Origin of the sequence: Novosphingobium kaempferiae (genome assembly GCF_021227995.1) — a bacterium.
In the GTDB taxonomy this organism is placed as follows: domain Bacteria; phylum Pseudomonadota; class Alphaproteobacteria; order Sphingomonadales; family Sphingomonadaceae; genus Novosphingobium; species Novosphingobium kaempferiae.
On the sequence record NZ_CP089301.1, the window covers coordinates 4,939,486 to 4,957,367 of the forward strand.

Annotated in this window: 21 protein-coding genes and 2 tRNA genes; 10 read left to right on the forward strand and 13 right to left on the reverse strand. The window is 65.3% G+C overall.

The features are described from left to right. Together cofD and cofE are read right to left on the reverse strand one after the other, a co-directional pair. Positions 1-951 (reverse strand): 2-phospho-L-lactate transferase, encoded by a 951-nt coding sequence (cofD, locus tag LO787_RS22430; protein ID WP_232493194.1) that lies wholly within the window; start codon positions 949-951, stop codon positions 1-3. Then, entirely contained in the window at positions 948-1,730 is a 783-nt protein-coding gene (gene cofE / locus LO787_RS22435; RefSeq protein ID WP_232493195.1) for a coenzyme F420-0:L-glutamate ligase, read from the reverse strand. The genes cofD and cofE overlap by 4 nt, the downstream gene beginning before the upstream one ends. A gap of 83 nt (positions 1,731-1,813) precedes the next feature. Here cofE and npdG point away from each other — a divergent pair, with 83 nt between their 5' ends. From npdG to LO787_RS22455, 4 genes are read left to right on the forward strand one after another with little or no spacing between them, the layout of a single operon-like run. Beyond that, entirely contained in the window at positions 1,814-2,464 is a 651-nt protein-coding gene (npdG, locus tag LO787_RS22440; RefSeq protein ID WP_232493196.1) for an NADPH-dependent F420 reductase, read from the forward strand. Then, positions 2,461-3,039: a 2-phospho-L-lactate guanylyltransferase gene (gene cofC / locus LO787_RS22445; protein ID WP_232493197.1), complete on the forward strand. Its 579-nt coding sequence runs from the start codon at positions 2,461-2,463 to the stop codon at positions 3,037-3,039. Before npdG ends, cofC begins: the two co-directional genes overlap by 4 nt. Before the next feature lie 42 nt (positions 3,040-3,081). Continuing rightward, a complete protein-coding gene (locus tag LO787_RS22450) occupies positions 3,082-3,939 on the forward strand; it encodes an SDR family NAD(P)-dependent oxidoreductase (protein ID WP_232493198.1) in 858 nt (285 codons plus the stop codon). A 15-nt stretch (positions 3,940-3,954) separates the two neighbouring features. Then, complete coding sequence (locus LO787_RS22455) at positions 3,955-4,875, forward strand: TIGR03619 family F420-dependent LLM class oxidoreductase (RefSeq protein ID WP_232493199.1); 921 nt, start codon at positions 3,955-3,957, stop codon at positions 4,873-4,875. Positions 4,876-4,938: 63 nt separating this feature from the next. Here the strand turns inward: LO787_RS22455 and thiE are convergent, their stop codons facing one another. Then, positions 4,939-5,586: a thiamine phosphate synthase gene (gene thiE / locus LO787_RS22460; RefSeq protein WP_232493200.1), complete on the reverse strand. Its 648-nt coding sequence runs from the start codon at positions 5,584-5,586 to the stop codon at positions 4,939-4,941. 151 nt (positions 5,587-5,737) lie between these two features. On the opposite strand from thiE, the gene LO787_RS22465 reads away from it, so the two are divergent. After that, complete coding sequence (locus LO787_RS22465) at positions 5,738-6,241, forward strand: hypothetical protein (protein WP_232493201.1); 504 nt, start codon at positions 5,738-5,740, stop codon at positions 6,239-6,241. 60 nt (positions 6,242-6,301) lie between these two features. On the opposite strand, the gene LO787_RS22470 is transcribed toward LO787_RS22465, so the two are convergent. From LO787_RS22470 to tkt, 6 genes are all read right to left on the reverse strand, one after another. Beyond that, positions 6,302-7,213 (reverse strand): fructose bisphosphate aldolase, encoded by a 912-nt coding sequence (locus LO787_RS22470; RefSeq protein ID WP_232493202.1) that lies wholly within the window; start codon positions 7,211-7,213, stop codon positions 6,302-6,304. Positions 7,214-7,302: 89 nt separating this feature from the next. Continuing rightward, on the reverse strand, positions 7,303-8,385 hold the full coding sequence (locus LO787_RS22475; protein ID WP_232493203.1) for an acyltransferase family protein: 1,083 nt from the start codon (positions 8,383-8,385) through the stop codon (positions 7,303-7,305). 35 nt (positions 8,386-8,420) lie between these two features. Continuing rightward, positions 8,421-9,620 carry a phosphoglycerate kinase gene (locus LO787_RS22480; protein ID WP_232493204.1) on the reverse strand — a complete coding sequence of 400 codons (1,200 nt, stop codon included), beginning with the start codon at positions 9,618-9,620 and terminating at the stop codon, positions 8,421-8,423. Beyond that, the gene (locus LO787_RS22485; protein WP_232496397.1) at positions 9,617-10,042 is read right to left on the reverse strand and encodes an MOSC domain-containing protein; all 426 of its coding nucleotides are present in this window, start codon (positions 10,040-10,042) and stop codon (positions 9,617-9,619) included. Before LO787_RS22485 ends, LO787_RS22480 begins: the two co-directional genes overlap by 4 nt. 61 nt (positions 10,043-10,103) lie before the next feature. Then, the gene (gap, locus tag LO787_RS22490) at positions 10,104-11,111 is read right to left on the reverse strand and encodes a type I glyceraldehyde-3-phosphate dehydrogenase (RefSeq protein ID WP_232493205.1); all 1,008 of its coding nucleotides are present in this window, start codon (positions 11,109-11,111) and stop codon (positions 10,104-10,106) included. Between the two features lie 15 nt (positions 11,112-11,126). Continuing rightward, complete coding sequence (gene tkt / locus LO787_RS22495) at positions 11,127-13,115, reverse strand: transketolase (RefSeq protein ID WP_232493206.1); 1,989 nt, start codon at positions 13,113-13,115, stop codon at positions 11,127-11,129. A 263-nt stretch (positions 13,116-13,378) separates the two neighbouring features. Here tkt and LO787_RS22500 point away from each other — a divergent pair, with 263 nt between their 5' ends. From LO787_RS22500 to LO787_RS22515, 4 genes are all read left to right on the forward strand, one after another. Next, positions 13,379-13,561 carry a hypothetical protein gene (locus LO787_RS22500; RefSeq protein ID WP_232493207.1) on the forward strand — a complete coding sequence of 61 codons (183 nt, stop codon included), beginning with the start codon at positions 13,379-13,381 and terminating at the stop codon, positions 13,559-13,561. After that, on the forward strand, positions 13,561-13,887 hold the full coding sequence (locus LO787_RS22505; protein WP_232493208.1) for a cell division protein ZapA: 327 nt from the start codon (positions 13,561-13,563) through the stop codon (positions 13,885-13,887). The genes LO787_RS22500 and LO787_RS22505 overlap by 1 nt, the downstream gene beginning before the upstream one ends. Before the next feature lie 323 nt (positions 13,888-14,210). Beyond that, complete coding sequence (locus tag LO787_RS22510; protein ID WP_232493209.1) at positions 14,211-14,762, forward strand: 5-formyltetrahydrofolate cyclo-ligase; 552 nt, start codon at positions 14,211-14,213, stop codon at positions 14,760-14,762. Between the two features lie 11 nt (positions 14,763-14,773). Beyond that, the gene (locus LO787_RS22515; protein ID WP_232493210.1) at positions 14,774-15,007 is read left to right on the forward strand and encodes a DUF2842 domain-containing protein; all 234 of its coding nucleotides are present in this window, start codon (positions 14,774-14,776) and stop codon (positions 15,005-15,007) included. Between the two features lie 74 nt (positions 15,008-15,081). Here LO787_RS22515 and LO787_RS22520 read toward each other — a convergent pair. Together LO787_RS22520 and LO787_RS22525 are read right to left on the reverse strand one after the other, a co-directional pair. Then, positions 15,082-15,158, reverse strand: a tRNA-Asp gene (locus LO787_RS22520). A 42-nt stretch (positions 15,159-15,200) separates the two neighbouring features. After that, positions 15,201-15,277: transfer RNA gene (locus tag LO787_RS22525), tRNA-Asp, on the reverse strand. A 177-nt stretch (positions 15,278-15,454) separates the two neighbouring features. On the opposite strand from LO787_RS22525, the gene LO787_RS22530 reads away from it, so the two are divergent. Continuing rightward, a complete protein-coding gene (locus LO787_RS22530) occupies positions 15,455-15,919 on the forward strand; it encodes a hypothetical protein (RefSeq protein ID WP_232493211.1) in 465 nt (154 codons plus the stop codon). Between the two features lies 1 nt (position 15,920). On the opposite strand, the gene LO787_RS22535 is transcribed toward LO787_RS22530, so the two are convergent. Both LO787_RS22535 and LO787_RS22540 read right to left on the reverse strand, forming a co-directional pair. Next, positions 15,921-16,499: a YdeI/OmpD-associated family protein gene (locus tag LO787_RS22535; RefSeq protein ID WP_232493212.1), complete on the reverse strand. Its 579-nt coding sequence runs from the start codon at positions 16,497-16,499 to the stop codon at positions 15,921-15,923. Between the two features lie 10 nt (positions 16,500-16,509). Continuing rightward, positions 16,510-17,877 (reverse strand): dihydrolipoamide acetyltransferase family protein, encoded by a 1,368-nt coding sequence (locus LO787_RS22540; RefSeq protein ID WP_232493213.1) that lies wholly within the window; start codon positions 17,875-17,877, stop codon positions 16,510-16,512. Between the last annotated feature and the right edge of the window lie 5 nt (positions 17,878-17,882).

Consider the following 17,882-nt stretch of genomic DNA (forward strand, 5'->3'; position numbering starts at 1 on the left):
TCATCCTGTCTCGATACCGGCTGCGATCAGTGCTACGCGTGCAAGCCTCTCCCGGTCGTCGGCATGCCACATGACTGTTGGGCAAACGGTGACCGAAAGCCCCCGCGCCCGCAAGTCCCCCGCATCCCCGGCATCGGCCTCGTCGATCACCAGATGGTCGAGAAGATCGCCGTAGTGATCGGCGATAGAGGCATTGGAGACCGGCTTGCCCAGTTCCCCCAGCAGCTTGCCCAGCGGCCCCTTGAGCGACGCCCCGCCCACCAGCGGAGATACCGCCACCAGCGACACCTTGCGCCGCTCCAGCGCCTCCCGCACGTCCCCCACGGCAAGGATCGGATCGACGCTGAGGTACGGATTCGAGGGACATACGATGATCGCGCCAAGGTCATCGCGCTCCAGCGCAGCGGCGAATGCAGGCGACGGCGCGGCGCTGGCAGCACCCTCGAAACGCACCCCCGTCGCCACCGGACGGCACTGTTCGGCGACGAAGTAGCGCTGGAAATCCAGCCACCCTTCCGCCGTGCCGACCTGCGTGCGCACAGGCGCCTCGCTCATCGGAACTATCGCATGCGCGATACCGAGTTCGCGCGTCAGACGGGCCGTCACCGCAGACAGCGTATCGCCCCCGCGAAGCCGCCAGGAACGGGCGATATGCATTCCCATGTCCCGGTCGCCGAGGTTGAACCAGTCGGCCTCCCCCAGCGCGCGCAGCATCGCCATGGCCTGCCACGTCTCGTCCTTCACGCCCCAGCCGCGCTCGGTGTCGTTGAGGCCCGCCAGCGCATAAGTGACGGAATCGATGTCCGGACAGATCGTCAGGCCGAGGTGCTCGAAATCGTCGCCGGTATTGACCACAAGGGTAAGGTCCTCCGGCGCCAGCACCGATGCCAGCCCCGCCGCCAGCTTAGCCCCGCCGACCCCGCCGCTGAGTGCAAGTATATGCTTTTTCATCGGAACATATCCTGTTCGACCGGGCGCAAGCCACTCGCCGCGCCGGGGCCATCATCTTCGCAGGTCCAGCGCTGCGCTCCGCGCACGATGGCGACGGGCGTGCCCTCGTCCCCCTCGCCCATCGCCAGCGCCGCCATGGTCGCGATCGAGTCCGCGACGGCGATCACCGTCGCCTGCAGGGTGCGCCCGTAGAGATCGACCGCCTTGCCCCGCCGGTCTTCCAAGACGGTGATCCCCGCAGAGCCGATCGCCGTGCCGACGGTGCCGATGCGCCAGGCCCTGCCCATGGAATCGGCGATGACGACGCCGACATGCACTCCGCTCGCCTCCCGCAAATCGGCCCGCAATTGTCGCGCCGAAGCGTCGGGATCGACCGGCCACAACAGCACCGTGCCGCTGTCCCCACCCTCGACGTTGCTGGCGTCGATCCCGGCATTGGCGAGGACATGGCCGGTCCGGTGCCGGGCGATGATCGCCGCTGGATGAGGCCGCATGATCTCCGCGCTCTCGTCCAGTATCGCCTGTGCCATCGCCGGGTCGCGGCCCGTCCTCGCGGCGAGGGCAAGCGCCTCCTCACCCACCTCGACAGAGGCGAGGTCCACCATGCGCCCCTCCACCTTGGAGACGATCTTCTGCGCCACCACGCAGATATCGCCGTCGCGTAAGGCATCGCCCGTGGCCGCCAGAGCGGTGCAAATCGCTTGCGCAATCGACTGGCCGGCGGCGAACATGGGCAGGCCGGCCAGCGGTTTGACGGTCAGTTCCGGAATGGCGTTCATCCTGTTCTCCCGAACGACACCTTAAGTCCGCCGCCGACAACGACAATCGCCACGGGCGAAACTTCGCGGGAGAGATAACAGGCATGGCAAGGATCGCGGTCATCGGCGGCACCGGAGCACTGGGCAAGGGCATCGCGCGCAGGCTCGTCGGCGCGGGGCACGAAGTCACCATCGGTTCGCGCTCGGCCGAGAAGGCGCAGGGGACCGCCGAGGAGCTGGGCGCGGCAGGCTTCGCCGCCAATGCCGACGCCGCGGAGGGCAAGGACGTGGTGATCGTCACCGTGCCCCATGCCTCGCAGGGAGATACCCTCGCACAGATCAGCAGCCGCATCGGTGACGCGGTGGTGGTGGACACCACGGTGCCGCTCGTTCCGCCCAAGGTCATGCGCGTGCAGCTTCCGGCCGAGGGCAGCGCGGCGATGCAGGCGCGGGCGCACCTCGGCCCGGAGGCGCGGCTGGTCACGGCGTTCCACAACGTCTCCGCGCATCATCTCGATTCCGACCACGCCATCGACTGCGACGTTCTGGTCTTCTCGGACGACGTGGAGGCGCGCAAGACGGTGGTGGACCTGTGCCCCGGCATGGGCCTGCGCGGGCTTTCTGGCGGCGCCCTCGCCAATTCGGCGGCGGCGGAGGCGCTGACCTCGATCCTCATCTACATGAACAAGACCTACAAGGCCGATGGCGCAGGCATCCGCTTCACCAGCCTGACCGAAGCCCCGGCGATCCCGTGACGGTCTGGGCGCTCATCCCGGTCAAGGCGCGGGGTCAAGGCAAGACGCGCCTCGCATCTGCGCTGCCGGATCGTCAGCGCGACGATCTCGTCGAGGCGATGCTGGCGAACGTCATCCGGGCTGCCGCGCAAGTCGCGGATCGCACGATCCTGATCGGGCCGCCGCGCGGCGCGCTGCCGTTCATCCCCGATCCGGGCGACGGCCTCAATCCGGCACTCGAACGCGCTCTCGCCATCGCGGCGCGCGGCGCGGCGCCGGATCGCATCATCGTGCTCGCAGGCGACCTTCCCTGCCTCAATGCCGAGGACCTGCGCCATCTCACCCGCCTCCCCGCCGGAGTGATCGGCATCGCGACCGACCGCCACGGCACCGGCACCAACGCACTTTCGCTGCCGTTGCCCGAGGCGGCAGCGTTCCGTTGCCACTACGGAACCGGCAGCGCCAATCTCCACCGCGAGGCGGCCGGAACTCTCGGCCTGACCGCCGAGACGATCACCCTGCCCGGCCTCGCGAAAGATATAGACGAGCCTGCCGACTTGGCTGATGCTGAATTTATGTTCGCCACAGCGAACTGACACCAGAGGCCGCACACGGCCCTGTCGAGCGGAGAGGAACCCTTGCAGGCAAGCGACATCGACCTGACCGGGCAAGTTGCCTTCGTGACCGGCGGCGGCGGCGGGATCGGTCGCGCCATTGCATTGTGCATGGCCGATATGGGCGCGGACATCGCGATCGTCGAGGCCGTCCCGGAGCGCTGCGAGCAGGTCACCCGCATGGTCGAGCAGCGCGGGCGGAAAGCGCTGTGCATTCCCGGCAACGTGATGGACGTGGAGGCCCTGCAGGGCGCGGTTGCGCAAGCGGCAGATACCTTCGGACGGCTCGACGTGCTGGTGAACAATGCGGGCGGCGTCACCCGACGCGGGTTCCTCGACCTGACCGAGAAGAACTGGCGGCGACACATCGACCTCAACCTCGTCAGCAACCTCGCCGCGACGCAGGCGGCGGTGCCGGTGATGATCGCGGGCGGGCGCGGCGGCTCCATCGTCAACGTGACCAGCATCGAGGCGAGCCGCGCCGCGCCGGGCTATGCCGTCTACGCGGCCTGCAAGGCGGGCATCAACAACCTGACCCGCACGCTGGCGCTGGAATTCGCGGAACACGGCATCCGCGTGAACACCATCGCCCCCGACTACACGGTGACACCCGGAACGCGCGGCCAGTTCACCGGGCCGGTGGACGAGAGCACATGGTTCCAGTCCAGCCCGGGTCAGGTCGAAGGCATCCGCAAGCGCATTCCCGCCGGTCGCGCCGGGATCGACGAGGAATGCGGCCGCGTCGCGGTGTTCCTTGCCTCGCCGATGGCCAGCTACGTCACCGGCACGATCATTCCCGTCGATGGCGGCTCTTGGGCATCCGGCGGCTGGGTGCGCGACCGCACCGACGCCTGGGTGCTCCCGCCCGAAGTCACCGAATAACGAAACGGAACAGCGATGACCTTCACCCTCAGCACCAGCCTGCCCTTCGACCATATCGACAAGCCGCAGGAATGGGGCACGATGCAGGCGCTGCACGAGATCGCGAAGGCGGTCGAGGCGGCGGGCTTCTATGCGGGCACCGTCACAGACCATCCGGTGCCATCCTCGCGCTGGCTCGACAACGGCGGGCACTATGCGCAGGATCCCTTCGTCATGCTCTCGATGCTGGGCGCGGCGACGACGACGCTGCGGCTCCAGACCAACATCCTCGTCCTGCCCTATCGCAACCCGTTCATCACTGCGCGCGCGGTGTCCAGCCTCGATCATTTCACCGGCGGGCGCGTGATCCTGGGCCTTGGCGCCGGATACATGAAGGCGGAGTACAAGGCGCTGGGCGTCGATTTCGACAGTCGCAACGACATCATGGACGAATACATGAAGGCCATGAAGCTGGCCTGGACCGGCGAGGATTTCACTTTCGAGGGCAACGGCTACACCGCGCTCGGAAACCGCGTGCTGCCCACGCCCGCGCAGATGCCGCATCCGCCGCTGCTGGTGGGCGGCAACTCGAAGCGAGCGCTGCGCCGGGCCGTCGAACTCGGGGATGCCTGGCACCCGTTCTTCGTGCCCAAGGCGATCACCGACACCGCCCGCACCGCCAACCTCGAAGGCGACGACGATATCCTCGCCGCCATCGCCTACATGGCCGAGCATTGCGTGAAGGTCGGGCGCGAGGTTCCGCCCAAGGTCATCGCCTCATCGACCTATTCGGTGAAGGCGGGCTGGAACGCACAGGAGGCGCTGGACCACTTCGCCAACCTCAAGTCGCTCGGCGTCGACGGCTCGGGCGCGACGATCTACACCGAGACGCGCGCCGAGTATCTGGAGCAGGCGCAGAAGTTCGGCGAAGAAGTGATCACCAAGATCGACTTCTAAGGCTGCCCTTGGGCTTTGCTTCGGCATCTCATGGCTGCGGGCAGAAGCGAGCAGCGCCAGATATCAGCCCTGAACCGCCGCGATCGCCTCGTGGAAGGCGCGAACCGCAGCTTCCTCATCGCCGTTCCAGACAGCGCCTGACACGGCGAGGAAGTCCGCGCCTGCCCGGATCAGATCGCCGCAGTTGCCCGGCGTAACCCCGCCGATGGCGACGCAGGGAATTTCGAAGATCGCCTGCCACCATTCGAGCAGGTCCAGCCCGGCGACGTGCTTGGTCTGCTTGGTAGTTGTCGGGAAGAACGCGCCGAACGCTACGTAATCCGCCCCATTCTCGCCCGCTTCCATGGCGAGGTGGCGGCTGTCATGGCAGGTGACGCCTATCTGCGCATCGCGACCGAGTGCCTGGCGGGCTTCCTCGACGGTGCCGTCCTCCTGCCCGATATGCACGCCGTCCGCGCCGAGACGCTTCGCCAGGCTGATCGAATCATTGACGATGAAGGCGACCTCGCGGTCGGCGCAGATCTTCTGCAAGGGCTCCGCCAGACGCGCAGCCTCGTGCTGGTCGACGTCCTTCACGCGGAACTGGAACGCCGCGACCTCGCCCGCATCGAGCGCCCGGGCCAGCCGGTCCGGGAAAGCCCCGCTCACGTCCAGCGGCGAGATCAGGTAGAGCTGCGTGGGTTCGCGCGGGATGTCGGCTTCGTCGGTCATGCCTAGCGCCCTAGCTGCTCCCCGGCATGAGGAAAAGGCCCTCCGTCGAAACCTGCCTTCTGAGCATCCAGAGTCGCTGCTAATGCGGCGCTAACCGGGCGCCAATGCCTCGTTACGGAACCGTTCAGGGAGCGATGCCATTCTCCGCACGATGAAATCGACCGCCGCTCTCGCGATCCTCGCCCTGGCCCTTCCCGGCTGCCGGATGATCCCGCCCGCCGATCCTGCACGCGTACCACCCGCCCAGACGCAGCCGATTCCCGGTCCCGCGCCCGCTCCCGCCTACAGCCCCGCGCCGAACTACACGCCGCCGCCCGAGGCGCCTGCGCCTTCCGAAGATCCGCTGATCTATGCAGCGCTCGGCCAGACGGTTAGTGTCAGCGGACCGCGCGTCACGCCCCTTCAGGTGCTGGAAGACAGCCGCTGCCCCATGAACGCCCGCTGCGTCTGGGCCGGGCAGGTCCGTCTGCGGGTGCGCATCGAAAGCGGCACCGGCGGCGAACTGGAGCTTACCTCCGGCAAGCCGGCACGGGTAGCGGACGGCACGCTGGAACTGGTGCAGATCCGGCCGGACAAGGTCGCCGGTGGAGATAACGGCGGCACCATCGCGCCCAATGCCTATCGCTTCGGCTTCCGCTTCATGGGCGGGTACTGAGAGCACGAAAAAGGCGGCGCCCCTGCGAGCGCCGCCTCTTCATTTTCCGGACCGAAACGATCAGGCCGTTGCGGCGGCCTCGGCCTTCTGGGTCGAACCGACGTAGATTTCCTCGATCGCCTCGCTCAGCGCCGCGTCGAATTCCGCATCGCTCATCTGCGCACGCAAGTCGGACAGCAGCGCACGGCTGAAGCTGGCGATGATGCCCTTGTTCTTGGCCAGTTCGACGCAGGCTTCCGGACGCGAGTAGCCGCCCGAAAGCGCCACGACGCGAAGCACCTTGGGATGCTCCACCAGCGGGTCGAACGTGCCCGGCACGATCGGCAGCGAGAGCTTGAGCATGACCTGCTGGCCCTCAGGCAGTTCGTCGAGGTTCTTGAGGATCTCGGCGAGCACCAGCTTGTCGCACTCCGCACGGGTCTCGCTCTTGATGTTCACCTCGGGCTCGAGGATCGGCATCATGCCGTGGGAGAGCACCTGTGCGCCGATCTCGAACTGCTGCTTGATGACGGCGGCGATGCCCTCGGCGTTGGCGGAATTGACCACCGAACGCTCCTTGGTGCCGTAGACGCCCAGAGCCTTCGAGCGCGCAAGCAGCTCGTCCAGCGTCGGCATCGGCTTCATGAGTTGGACGCCGTTGGCTTCGTCCTCAAGACCCTTGTCGATCTTGATGAACGGCACCACGCCCTTGGCGATCAGCGCCTGCGGCGTCGGCACGCCCTCGACGGTGCCGTCCATGGTGCGCTCGAACAGGATGGCGCCGATGACCTTCTCCCCCGTGAAGGCCGCCGACGAGATGATCCGCGCGCGCATTTCATGAATCAGGCCGAACATCTCCTCCTCGCTCGACCATGCACCATCCTCGATGCCGTAACCCTTGAGCGCCTTCGGCGTCGAACCGCCGCTCTGGTCGAGTGCGGCGATAAAGCCGTCACCGTCGGCCATCTTGGCCGTCATTTCCGAATACTGCATGGTTTCTCCTCCTGAGTTGTTCGGCAACTTGAATTAAAGCCTACGCCGCGCCCCCTTGCTTCGCAACTGCGGCATAGTTTCCATAAGGTTCAATTCGGTATCGCACGCGGCGGGACGTGGCGTGCCCGCGCATGAAACAGAATGTTGAGGCGCCGGCGCAGCGGAATGTCGACCCAACGGACACAGAGCCAACCCAGAGCGACACAGGATGCGAGGTAGACGGCCCCCATCAGCACCTCGTTCCAGCCCAGATCGTCCTTGAAGTAGCGCAGTGGCTCCATCAGCGCCCAATGGACCGCATAGACCGCGTAGGACACCTCACCCAAGAACCACGCGACCGGCATAAGAACCCGCGAAGGCTCGCCCCGTGAACCGAGCCAGACCAGAAGCGGCGACACCACGACCGCGCAAGCGATGTCGTACCAGCCCTTGGGGATGAAGGCGGGGTCGGCGACCAGCATCGCGACGATCGCGACGAGGCACAGAACCCCCAGCCAGCCCGGATGGCGCACCTCCTTGGCGGGCAGGCTCGCCAGCACCACGCCGATGGTAAACGACATAGTCGTGCGCAGCATCGTCGTACCCATCTGGCTCCACAGCGGGCCGAGGTTGCCTCCCTCGCGCGCCAGAACCGCAGGCACGAAGAAGCATCCCGCAACCAGCGCGATGGCGATCTGCCCTGCACGCGGAATACGGAAAAGCACCAGCGCCAGCCCCAGGCTCGCGATCAGTTCGAAGAACAGCGACCACGCCGGGACATTCGTCGGGAACAGCGTGTTGGTGAACGGCGAAGGCAGCATCAGCAGATTGAACGGCAGCGACTTGGCGATCTTGGCGTAGCTGTAGACATCGCCCTTGCCGGTCCAGTGATTGGAGATCGCCGACAGCGTGGTGATGACGATCCCGGCAAGGAACAGCGGATAGAGCCGCACCACCCGCTGCTTCATGAACTGCCACGTCGTCAGCCCGGCTTCCCAGCGCGGCAGGTAGGTGCGGCAGAGCACGAAGCCGGACAGGGCAAAGAAGAAGTCCACCGCGACATAGCCATGCGGGGCCTGCGATATGTTGTAGTGGAACAGCGCGACGGCGAGCGCGGCGATCCCGCGCATGCCGTCGAGCGTCACGTACCGGCCCTGCCAGGGCGGCGCGGCCGCATGGTTCTTGGTATTCATGCGCACCGCATCCTGCCCCGGTCTGTCTTGTCGTATCAGACGGAAAGCGCCGCCACGCCAGGCAGTTCCTTGCCTTCCATCCATTCGAGGAACGCGCCGCCAGCCGTCGAGATGTAGGAGAAGTCCTGCGCCACGCCCGCGTGGTTGAGCGCCGCGACGGTGTCGCCGCCGCCAGCAACCGATACGAGCGTACCTTCCACCGTCAACGCGGCGGCGGTGCGGGCAAGGGCAACGGTGGCTGCATCGAAGGGAGCCATCTCGAACGCACCGAGCGGGCCGTTCCAGACCAGCGTGCGGCAGTTCTTGAGCACATCGCCCAGCGTCTCGGCCGCGTTCGGACCGGCGTCGAGGATCATCTCGTCCGCCTCGACCTCATGGACATTGCAGGTGCGCAGCGACGGCGGGTTGGCGGCGAATTCCTTCGACACCACGACGTCGTAGGGCAGGTGGACCGTGCAGCCCGAGGCATCCGCCGTGGCGAGGATCTCGTTCGCGGTGTCGGTCAGGTCATGCTCGCAAAGCGACTTGCCCACGTCCACGCCCTTGGCGGCGAGGAAGGTATTGGCCATGCCGCCGCCGATGATGAGATGATCGACCTGCGTGACGAGATGCTTGAGCACGTCAAGCTTGGACGAAACCTTCGCGCCGCCGACGACGGCAGCAACCGGCTTCTCGGGCGTGCCGAGCGCCTTTTCCAGCGCCTCAAGCTCAGCCTGCATCGAACGGCCGGCATAAGCGGGCAGCACCTTGGCCAGTCCCTCGGTGGTGACATGGGCGCGGTGTGCGGCGGAGAACGCGTCGTTGACGTAGAAATCGGCGTTGGCGGCAATCGCAGCGACGAGTTCGGGGTCGTTCTTTTCCTCACCCTTCCAGAACCGCGTATTCTCAAGGATTGCGATATCGCCTCCGCGAAGGATGCCGACAGCCTGCTTGACCACGTCACCGGCGATCTCGGGCACGAACATCACTTCCTTGCCCAGCGTCTTCTCGACCGCGCCGACCACCATCGAGAGCGACATGGTCGATACGCGCTCACCCTTGGGGCGGCCGAAGTGGGCAAGCAGGAGAACTTTTGCGCCCTTCTCGCTCAGTTCGAGAATCGTCGGAGCGGCGGCGCGGATCCGAGTGTCGTCGGTGACGGCGCCGTCCTGCATCGGCAGGTTGAGGTCGACGCGCACCAGCGCGACCTTGCCCGCAACATCACCAAGATCGTCCAGGGTCTTGAAAGCGCTCATCTCTCGATCCTTATCTCGTTGCCGACGGCAATTTCGCCGTCATCCAGCACCGTGCCCAGCACGCCGCCCCGCCAGTCCGGCATGAGCGCGCCCTTGAGGCCCGGCGCCACCTCTTCCATGCGGCTGCACGGATCGCATTCCATGGTAATCGCGATGCGCAGGGTCTGCCCGATCGCCACGACATAGCCGGTTTCCCTCGGGAAACGCAGCCCCTCGACCAGAAGGTTCGCCCGGCGCGAATGCCAGGGCGGTCGCTCTCCGAAAAGGTCCGAGGCATGGAGATCATCAAGGGCGGCCTGCCAGCTTTCGATCTCCATCAGGGAGACCTGCCGCCTTGGCTTCCTGCCCGGACGCACCGCGCCGCGAAAGTCCCCATGGACTCCCGCGGCGGCAGTAACGGTGACGGACCGTAACTCCTCCATCGGCGCGCGAGGCCGAAGCCTTCGCGCGATACCGATGAGGCGGCCCATCTCCATCAAGGTCTCAAAGCAGGCCGCCCATTACGCCGGCCGTGTCGACCATGCGGTTGGAGAAGCCCCACTCGTTGTCGTACCACGAAAGCACGCGCACCAGCTTGCCTTCGAGCACGGCGGTTTCGAGGCTGTCGATGGTCGACGAGTGCGCATCGTGGTTGAAGTCGATCGAGACCAGCGGCTCGTCGGTGTAGCCGAGCACGCCCTTCAGCTCGCCTTCCGCAGCGGCCTTGAGCAGAGCGTTGACTTCCTCGGCGGTGGTGTCGCGCTGCGGCACGAAGGTCAGGTCGACGACCGAGACGTTCGGGGTCGGCACGCGGATCGACGAACCGTCGAGCTTGCCCTTGAGGTCCGGCAGAACGAGGCCGACGGCGACGGCGGCGCCGGTGCTGGTCGGGATCATGTTCATCGCACCGGCGCGGGCACGGCGCGGATCGGAGTGGATCTGGTCGAGGATCTTCTGATCGTTGGTGTACGAGTGGATCGTGGTCATCAGGCCACGCTCGATACCGATCTTCTCGTGCAGAACCTTGGCGAACGGCGCCAGGCAGTTGGTGGTGCACGACGCGTTCGAGACGACGACGTGCTCCGCGGTCAGCTTGTCATGGTTGACGCCGTAGACGACGGTCAGGTCGACGTTCTTGGCCGGTGCCGAGATCAGCACGCGCTTGGCGCCCGCTTCGAGATGCTTCGAGGCCGACACCTTGTCGGTGAAGAAGCCGGTGCATTCCAGCGCGATGTCGATGCCGTTGGCGGCGTGCGGCAGGTTCGCCGGATCGCGCTCGGCAGTCACCTTGATGCGCTTGCCGTTGACGATCAGGTCGTCGCCGTCGACTTCGACGGTGCCCGCAAACGCACCATGGACGCTGTCGCGCTTGAAGAGGAGGGCATTGGCCTTGGCGCTGGCGAGGTCGTTGATCGACACCAGCTCGAGGTCATGGTCGGTACGCTCGAGAATGGCGCGGGCGACATTACGCCCGATACGTCCGAAACCGTTGATCGCAACCTTGATCGCCATAATCCTAATCTCCTCTTAGGCGCTGAGCTTTTCCAGAATCTGCGGCACGATCGCATCGACGGTGAAGCCGAAGCGCTCGAACAGAACCTTTGCCGGGGCCGACGCGCCGAAGCGGTCCAGACCGATGTTGAGGCCGCCATTGCGGCTGAATGCGGTGAAGCGCTCCCAACCGTGTGTCACGCCTGCCTCGATCGAGACGCGCACGATCGACGGATCGTTGGGCAGCACTTCATGCTTGTACGATGCGTCCTGCGCCTCGAACAGTTCCATGCACGGCATCGAGACGACGTCTGCGCCGATACCCTGGCCCTGCAGAGCGTCACGCACCTTTACCGCCAGCTCGACTTCCGAACCGGTCGCGATGAGGATGACCTTGCGGTCGCCCTCCGCATGACGAAGCGTATAAGCGCCGCGCGCGGTGAGCATCTCGCCCGAAGTGCGCAGCTGCGGCAGGTTCTGGCGGGTCAGCGCGAGAACCGAGGGAGTCTCGGGCGTCGAAATCGCGATCTGCCAGGCTTCGGCGGTCTCGATCACGTCGGCCGGACGGAACACGTTCAGGTTCGGGATCAGGCGCAGCGACATCACCTGCTCGACCGGCTGGTGCGTCGGACCGTCTTCACCGAGACCGATGGAATCGTGTGTGAGAACATAGATCACGCGGGTCTGCTGCAGCGCCGACATGCGGATCGCGTTGCGGGCATAGTCCGAGAAGATCAGGAAGGTGCCGCCGTAGGGGATTACGCCGCCGTGCAGCGCCATGCCGTTCATCGCCGCCGACATGCCGAATTCGCGGATGCCGTAGTAGACATAGCGCCCCGAATAGTCGTCGGCATTGAAGGCCGACTGGCACTTCGCCTTGGTATTGTTCGAACCGGTGAGGTCAGCAGAGCCGCCAACCATCTCCGGCACCAGCGGCGCGAGAACGTTGAGGGCGTTCTCGGATGCCTTGCGGGTGGCGACGGTGGTCTCGCTTTCGAGCCAGCTTGCGAAAGTCTTCGCGGCTTCGTCGCCCGAAGGCAGGTCACCGGCCATGCGGCGCTCGAACTCGGCCTTCTTCGGGTGGCCCGCAAGACGGGCTTCCCATTCGCGGCGCGCAGCGGTGCCGCGCTTGCCGACGAGGTGCCAGTCCTCAGCGATCTGAGCCGGGATCTCGAACGGAGCCGAAGTCCAGCCGAGATACTCGCGTGCAGCCTCGATCTCGGCAGCGCCCAGCGGCGAGCCGTGGACGTCGTGGCCGCCCTGCTTGTTGGGCGCGCCCTTGCCGATCAGCGTGCGGCAGGCGACGAGAGTGGGCTTGTCCGAAGCCGCAGCCTGACCCAGCGCGCGCTCGATGTCGGCGAAATCGTGGCCGTCGCAATCGAACACGTCCCAGCCCGAAGCGCGGTAGCGCGCCGGGATGTCCTCCGAAGTCGAAAGCGAAGCGTCGCCATCGATCGTGATCTTGTTGTCGTCCCACAGGACTTTGAGACGACCCAGCTTGAGCGTACCGGCAAGGCCGATCGCCTCATGGTTGACGCCTTCCATGAGGCAGCCGTCACCGGCGATAACCCACGTGTTGTGGTCGACCAGATCGTCACCGAAGGTAGCGGCAAGGTGACGCTCGGCCATCGCCATGCCGACCGCCATCGCAACACCTTGGCCCAGCGGGCCGGTGGTGCATTCGACACCTTCGATGAGGAAGTTCTCGGGGTGACCCGCGCAGACCGAGCCGAGCTGACGGAAGTTGCGGATGTCTTCCAGCGTCGGGCTGGCGTAACCGGTCAGGTGCAGCAGCGAGTAGATCAGCATCGAGCCGTGGCCCGCCGACAGCACGAAACGGTCGCGGTCGGCCCACTTGGGCTGCGCCGGATCGAACTTGAGGAACTTCGAGAAGAGCACCGTCGCGACGTCGGCCATGCCCATCGGCATGCCGGGGTGGCCACTGTTGGCAGCCTGGACCGCATCCATCGAAAGCGCCCGGATGGCGTTGGCCATCGGCGCGAGACGGTCGGAAGCGAGGGTCATGGAACTACTCCGGGTACGCGGGATATTGGGACGATTCGTGAATTTGCGCTCCCCTTTAGGGAGAGGCCGCTTCCCGTCAAGTTCACCGCCGGATTTCACCCTCTGCAGTTCGGGCCGAAGGCTGGGGAAGATCGGCCGTGAACATGGGGGCAAGTACAGTCCATCGCAAGTAGAGCACTTGTGAAGCGTAGTCGCATGACAAGATTGTGAACAACGGCGCACAACTGCTTGCCTCACACCGGCAATGAGCCCAGCGCAATCATATGGAAAAGGCCCCTGCCCTGCTCGCGCTCGATCGCATCGAGGCGGCTTTAGCGCGGATCGAGATGGCGACCACGAAGGCCGCCTCGGACCAAACCGACCTGCGCCGCCGCCACGACGATCTCAAGCAGAGCGTCGCCCTGTCGCTCACAGGCCTCGACGAACTGCTCGCGGAGCGCACCTGATGGGCAACGTCACGCTTTCGATCGGTGGCCGCGATTTCGCCCTCGCCTGTGCAGATGGCGAGGAAGCGCATATCCTGCGGCTCGCGCGGCTCATCGACGCCAAAGTCGCGACCGCAGGTGTCGTCGGACAAACCGAATCGCGGATGCTGCTGTTTGCCTCCCTGATGCTCGCTGACGAGCTTCATGAGTTGCGCAATCGCCCGACAGAGCCGGCCCCGGCTGCGGAAGCAACAATCCCTCCCGATCTGGCCCAGCGCCTCGACGCGGTTGCCGCGCGCGTTGAAAATCTTGCAGACCTTCTTGAGAGTGACGCGCCAAGCGCCTAATTAGGTCTCGACGGGGTCTGCCCGGCACGAGCCGTTCGAACATCCCTGAGGCTATAAGCAATCCAATGGGGGCTGTCCCTGCCCGGATCCTGGTCCGACGCACATGGTCCCCACCTGACGTCGAGGCGTCAGAGGATTTCTAGGCAAACGACCCATGGTGGATCCCGTCACCTTTTCATGGGCTTAGGTTTCAGTCTTCCAACAATACCAAAGTTGGAATTCTAATCGATATGTCGCAGACCAGCCCCATACTCAGTTGACTGGAAACGCCCACGGTGCCCCACTCGTCGTCGCCCATCGACCTTGCCGATGAAAAGGCCGCCTTGCGCAAGCGTTATCGCCAGGCTCGCGCGGAACATGTCGAGGCGCTGCCGCAGAACCTGCGCGCGCTGATACTGAACCGCCCCCCTGCTCCGGTGCTGGCGATGATCCCCGCGGACGCGACGGTCGGACTGTACCATCCGTCAGGCTCCGAGGCCCCTGCCCTTGGCTGGGCGCGCTGGCTGTCTGAAAACGGCCACCGGGTCGCCTTGCCGTTCTTCCCGGCACGCGATGCGGCGATGGAATTTCGTATCTGGGGCAACCCGTGGGACGATGAGTTGCTGGAAGCCGGGCCTTGGCGAGCCATGCAGCCTTCGCTTCACGACGAAGCTGTCGTACCGGACATCGTGATCGTCCCGCTGGTCGCATTCACCGCAGACGGCCATCGGCTAGGCCAAGGCGGCGGCCACTATGACCGCTGGCTGGCCGCACACCCCGATGTCACTGCAATCGGGCTTGCATGGGACTGCCAGTTGGCCGAGGAACTGCCCGTCGAACCACACGACCGGCCTCTGGCCGCCATCGTCACGCCGACACGGATATATAACGCATAAGAGGATAGAGCATGCGCGAGACACCGACCTGGCGAATCCCCTTCGGGGTACTCCTGCTGGTCATCGCGCTGGGCGTTTATGCAATCGCCATCGCCAGCTTCGTCCCGAGCCTGATCGGAGGCTGGAATGCGCTCGCGCAGACGCCGATCTACATCGTTCTCGGCGTCGTGTGGCTGCTGCCGCTGAAGCGATTCCTGATCTGGATGGAAACCGGGCGATGGAGCGCCCCGGCCGTGACCAAATGACGGCGCTGAAACGAAAAAGGCCGGACTAGGTCCGGCCTCTTCATTCATCGCTGCTGGAACCACTTCATGAGAAGTGGCGCGAGTGACGGGGCTCGAACCCGCGACCTCCGGCGTGACAGGCCGGCACTCTAACCAACTGAGCTACACCCGCGCAGCGATATGTTTTTGCCAGTTTCCTGGCGATTTTCCCAAGTGGCGCGAGTGACGGGGCTCGAACCCGCGACCTCCGGCGTGACAGGCCGGCACTCTAACCAACTGAGCTACACCCGCGTTCTAAACGGTTGCGTCCGCTTGGGAGCGCCGCCACTAGGCCAGCCTCGCAGGGCTGTCAACACGCTTCCAAAGCGCATTTCGATTTTTTCTCCACAGCAAGAATTTAACCATATTTTTGCGAGTGGCGCGCAGACTTTCGATCCGGGGCCGCAACAGCGGAGTGGGAGAATGTCCGTGAAAAGCAGCAAGCGCATCAGGTCGATCCTGCCTGTCGTCATCGCCTCCGGGCTCCTCGGATCGAGCCTGCCCGCACAAGCGCAGGGCGGTTCCTCGATCGCAACGGACAGCACGGTCTTCGTGGAGCGCATAGACGCCCGCAATGGTCGCCGCCTCGAACCCGCGAACATGCTCACCCGGGGCGACCGGGTGGTCACCGTGGTGACATGGCGCCGGATGAAGGGCACGGGCAGCTTCGTGCTGACCAACCCCCTTCCCGCCGGCCTGAGCTATCAGCGCAGCGCCAGCGACATGCAGGAAGTCTCGGTGGACGGAGGGCGCTCCTGGGGCCGTCTGGACGCCATGCGCGTAGATGGACGACTGGCGACACCGGAAGACGTCACGCATGTGCGCTGGCGCATCCCCGCCAGCAGCGCGGCACTGGGTCAGGGCAGGATTGCCTACGCAGGCGTCGTGCGCTGATTCAGCAGTTCTCGTACTTCCAGTTGCGCTTCTTGCCCTCGGCAAGCCATTCTACGGCCTGTGCGATACGCCTGGCACGCGTACCTTCGGTCTTCGCCTCGGTGATCCATTCGAGGTAGTCTCGCCGCTGCGCAGGCGTGAAGGCTTCGTAGCTGGCCTTGGCGGCAGGCAGAGCATCAAGGGCTGCCAAGAAATCTTCCTGCATGGGAATTTCGGCCTTGGGCTTGCGGACGGTCCGCACGGCCGTGCCGCTGCTCTCGACGCGCTCACGCGCGGCCTGCAGTTTCTTCGCGAGTTCAGTTTCGTCAGACAGGTCCGTTATCGAACCGATGCGCCCGAATTGGCCCATCGCGTCGCCCTGCCTGCCGTCACCGTGAATGACGAAAGTGCAGTGCGCCTTGAACGCCGCCATTCCGGCGACGTTCTTTCCGTTCACGAGGAAATGCGGCATGCCCCACTTGATCGCCTCCTCAGCTCTGGGGAGCGCGCGATGGGCAACCTCGCGCAAATGCTCCAGAATCGGGCGGGCAAAATCCGCGGCCTTGGCGATATACTCGTCTACCCGCGGATCCCTACCCATCTGCCCTCTCCTATCCTGCGAGGATCAGCGCAGGCGCCTCGATCAGCTTCCTGAGATCCTGCGCGAAGCTCGCCGCATCCCAGCCGTCTACCACACGATGATCGCAGCTCATCGAGATATTCATGAGCTTGCGCTTCTCGATCCGCTCGATGCCATCGGCGCCCTTCACGAACATCGGTCGCTCGACGATGCGATTGGGGCCGATGATGGCGACTTCCGGGCGATTGATGACTGGCGTAGTCGCAACGCCGCCCATCGGTCCGAGCGACGTGACGGTGATCGTCGAACCCGAAAGCTCGGAAGACTTCGCCGACCCATCGCGCGCCGCATTGGCAAGGCGGGTGATTTCGGTCGCAAGCTGCCACAGGTTGCGATCCTGCGCGCCGCGGATCACCGGCACCATGAGGCCGCCGGGCGTCTGCGCGGCCATGCCCAGATGGACCGAGCCATAGCGCGTCACCACGCCCGCCTCGTCATCGTAATGCGCGTTGAGCATCGGGTACCTGGGCAACAGCTTGCAGATCGCCGTGATCAGGAACGGCAGCATCGTCAGCTTGGGCCGATCACCACGCCCGGCATTCAGCTGAGCGCGAGTCTCCTCCAGCGCGGTGACATCGTACTCTTCGACATAGGCGAAGTGCGGGATGTTGCGCTTGGATGCCGCCATGTTCTCGGCAATACGACGGCGCAGGCCGATCACGCGGACCTGCTCGTCCTTGCCCTTCATGCCTGCAGGCTGGAAGCCGCCGCTGGCGTTATAGGACAGAAATGCATCGAGATCGCCATGGCGCACCCGCCCATCGTCGGCGGGGCGGACTTCGCCAAGGTCGATGCCCAGATCCTTCGCGCGCTTGCGCACGGCAGGGCTCGCGAGAACCTTGGCGTGGGAGCCGGTCTTTGGCGCGGGTGTAGGCGCGCGGGCTTCGACAGGCTCAGCCTGAGCGGGAGCGGGTTTCGGCTCAGACGCTTTGACAGGCTCTTGCGCTACATCCGCTTGTCCCGAGCTTGTCGAAGCACCGGCAACGGCCCTGTCGATATCGCCCGCGTCCGACGTTTCCACCTCGATCCGCTCCTCGGCCACCTGGGCCTTGGGAGCGGGCGCCCCAATATTCTTGGCGCCATCCTCGTTCCCTGCCCCTTCGATCTCGATCACCACGAGCGGCGAGCCGATGGCGATCATGTCGCCTTCGGCGCCCGCCACCTCGATCACTGTGCCCGAGACCGGGCTTTCCATCTCGACGGTGGCCTTGTCGGTCATCATGTCGGCAAGGCGGCCGTCTTCCTCGACGGTGTCGCCCACCTTGACGTGCCAGGCGACGATCTCGGCCTCGGCGATGCCTTCCCCGATGTCGGGGAGCCGGAAAATATAGCGTCCCATCCCAA